Source organism: Streptomyces aureus (assembly GCF_001418135.1).
Classification (GTDB): domain Bacteria; phylum Actinomycetota; class Actinomycetes; order Streptomycetales; family Streptomycetaceae; genus Streptomyces; species Streptomyces aureus_A.
The window spans coordinates 1-2,051 of the sequence record NZ_LIPQ01000603.1 but is presented as its reverse complement, the minus strand read 5'-3'; the positions used below and the strand labels follow the sequence as shown (position 1 = coordinate 2,051).

Below are 2,051 nucleotides of genomic sequence, written 5' to 3'. Positions count from 1 at the left end.
CCCTCGTCCTCGGCGCGCTCTACTGCCTGCTGCCCGTCGCCTGGGTCGTGGTCGCCGCCACCAAGCCCGACGACGAGCTCTTCTCCACCTTCACCTTCCTGCCCGGCGGCGGAATCGCCGACAACGTCACCGACCTCAGCGCGTACCGCGACGGGATCTACTGGCGCTGGATGCTGAACTCCGTGTTCTACGCGGGCCTCGGCGCCGTCCTGTCCACCGCGGTCTCCGCACTCGCCGGCTACGCCCTCGCGATCTACCGCTTCCGCGGCCGCGAGGCCTTCTTCAACGTGATGCTCACCGGCGTCCTCATGCCCCCGGTCATCCTCGCCATCCCCCAGTACCTGCTGATGGCCGAGGCCGACCTGACGGACAGCTACGCGTCGGTGCTGCTGCCGCTGGTCCTCTCCCCGTACGGCGTCTACCTCGGCCGCATCTACGCCGAGGCCGCCATCCCCATGGAACTCGTCGAGGCCGGCCGCATGGACGGCGCGGGCGAGTGGCGGATCTTCCGGCGGATCGCCGTCCCCATGATGGCCCCGGGCCTGGTGACGATCTTTCTCTTCCAGTTCGTCGCCATCTGGAACAACTTCCTGCTGCCGTTCATCATGCTCGGCGACGACGAGAAGTTCCCCATGACCGTCGGCCTGTTCACCCTGCTCAAGCAGGGCGCCTCCCAGCCCTCCCTGTACACCCTGGTGATCACCGGCGCGCTCCTCGCCATCGCCCCGCTCATCGCCCTGTTCCTCGTCATCCAACGCTTCTGGAGCCTCGACCTGCTGTCCGGCGCCGTAAAGTCCTGATCACAGGGGATCGAGGGGAAACACACAGCATGAGCACAGCAGCGAGCAGGCGCCGGCCGGCGACCATCCACGACGTGGCCCGCGAAGCCGGGGTGTCGCGCGGCACCGTCTCCCGTGTCCTCAACGGCGGCCACTACGTCAGCCCGACGGCCAAGGCCGCCGTGGACGCCGCGATCCGCAGAACGGGCTACGTCGTCAACCGGCACGCCCGCTCGCTGATCACCGGCAAGTCCGACTCGGTCGCCTTCCTCCTGACCGAACCCCAGGAGCGGTTCTTCGAGGACCCCAACTTCAACGTGCTGCTCCGCGCCTGCACCCAGGCGCTGGCGGCCCAGGACATCCCGCTGCTCCTGATGATCGCCGGCACCGAGGACGAGCGCCGCCGCAACCTCCGCTACATCGAGGCCGGCCACGTCGACGGCGTCCTCCTCGTCTCCAGCCACTCCGGCGACCCCGTGGTGGCCCGGCTGCACGAGGCCGGCGTACCCGTCGTCGCCTGCGGCAAGCCCCTCGGCCAGACCGCCAGGATCGGCTACGTCGCCGCCGACGACCGCGAGGGCGCCCGCGACATGGTCCGCCACCTGTACGCCTCCGGGCGGCGCCGGATCGCCACCGTCACCGGCCCGCTCGACACCCCCGGCGGGGTGGAGCGCCTCGCCGGATACCGCGAGACGCTCGCCGAGTTCGGGCTGCCCGCCGACGAGACGCTGGTCGCCACCGGCGACTACAGCCGGGCCAGCGGCGAGGACGCGGCCCACGCCCTCCTGGAGCGGGCCCCGGACATCGACGCGGTGTTCGTCGCCTCCGACCTGATGGCACAGGGTGTCCTCGACGCCCTCTCCCGCGCGGGCCGGAGGGTTCCCGAGGACATCGCCGTCGGCGGCTTCGACGACTCCCCGGCGGCCCTGTCCTCCCGCCCCTCGCTGACCACCATCCGCCAGCCCTGGGACCGGATCAGCACCGAGATGGTACGGACGCTCCTCGCCCGGATAGCCGGCGAGGACCCGGCGACGGTGATCCTGCCGACGCAGCTGGTCCGGAGGGAATCGGCCTAGCCGCTCGACCCTCGCCGGGCACCGACCGCCCCGGGGCGCGGGCGTCAGCGGACGCCGAGCAGGTGCTCCAGGGCCAGCTGGTCGAGGTGCTCGAAGGCCATGGAGCGGCCGGCCGCCGCGTCGGGGTCGAAGGTCTCGTACGCCGTGGGGTCGGCGAGCAGCCCCGCGAGGCCGTCGGCGGCCGTGGGGACGGCCA

Annotated in this window: 2 protein-coding genes and 1 pseudogene; 2 read left to right on the top strand and 1 reads right to left on the bottom strand. The window is 71.6% G+C overall.

The window, feature by feature from the left end; translation table 11 throughout:
- On the top strand, nucleotides 1-800 hold an 800-nt coding region (locus tag AOK00_RS34815), incomplete at its 5' end, for a carbohydrate ABC transporter permease (protein ID WP_055604125.1).
- A gap of 29 nt (nucleotides 801-829) precedes the next feature.
- Nucleotides 830-1,855: a LacI family DNA-binding transcriptional regulator gene (locus AOK00_RS34810; RefSeq protein WP_055604124.1), complete on the top strand. Its 1,026-nt coding sequence runs from the start codon at nucleotides 830-832 to the stop codon at nucleotides 1,853-1,855.
- A 44-nt stretch (nucleotides 1,856-1,899) separates the two neighbouring features.
- Here the strand turns inward: AOK00_RS34810 and AOK00_RS38815 are convergent.
- Nucleotides 1,900-2,051: pseudogene (locus AOK00_RS38815) on the bottom strand (xylose isomerase); the annotation flags it as partial.

What these genes read in the sequence shown, in the direction of transcription:
- AOK00_RS34810 (WP_055604124.1), top strand. Translation starts at nt 830, where the DNA reads ATGAGCACAGCAGCGAGCAGGCGCCGGCCGGCGACCATCCACGACGTG.